General features: G+C 40.0%; 1 protein-coding gene. It reads right to left on the bottom strand.

Annotated elements, in window-relative coordinates:
- Positions 1 to 23: 23 nt before the first annotated feature.
- The coding region (locus tag GVO62_RS19240; protein ID WP_236547246.1) for a VOC family protein at positions 24 to 548 on the bottom strand (525 nt) is incomplete at its 5' end.

Genomic DNA, 548 nt, shown 5'->3' on the forward strand with positions numbered 1-548 from the left:
ATGTGCCTTAACCACAAAACTACCTATGAGTCATTGTTGGGATTTTTGAATTCCCTGATTTGTATATGATTACCCTCGCTGTCTGCAATGTTAGACACTTTGAAAATTGGATTTGCCCATTCGCCATCGAATGCATTGCCGCCTAAGTTAACTGCTTTTTCTCTTGTAGCCTCCATATTTTTGACGGATAAGAATAGCTTGATTGGGCTGAAAGAATCTTTGGGTATATCGAAAGGTGGGACATGGATAATGAGGTTAAAGCCATCTTTATCTAGGCTGATAAAATCTTTGGTTTCTTTGGTAACACGCATACCAAATAGTTGTTCATAGAACTCTGCGAGGTGGGGCAAGTTACTTGAGTAGATAAGCACGCCATTTTGGGCTGAGCCTGACATTTTTACATCCTTACTTTGAGTGACACCAGAAAATAGTGTCGCAAAAAATACAGTTGCATACACCAATGCTTTAAAACCTTTATCCATAAAACTTCCTTGGCACATAACGGCCCGCATAACGGGCAAAAATACGTAGGCTATAATACTGAGCGA

This window comes from Alteromonas sp. KUL150, from assembly GCF_009811475.1.
In the GTDB taxonomy this organism is placed as follows: Bacteria; Pseudomonadota; Gammaproteobacteria; order Enterobacterales; family Alteromonadaceae; genus Alteromonas; species Alteromonas gracilis.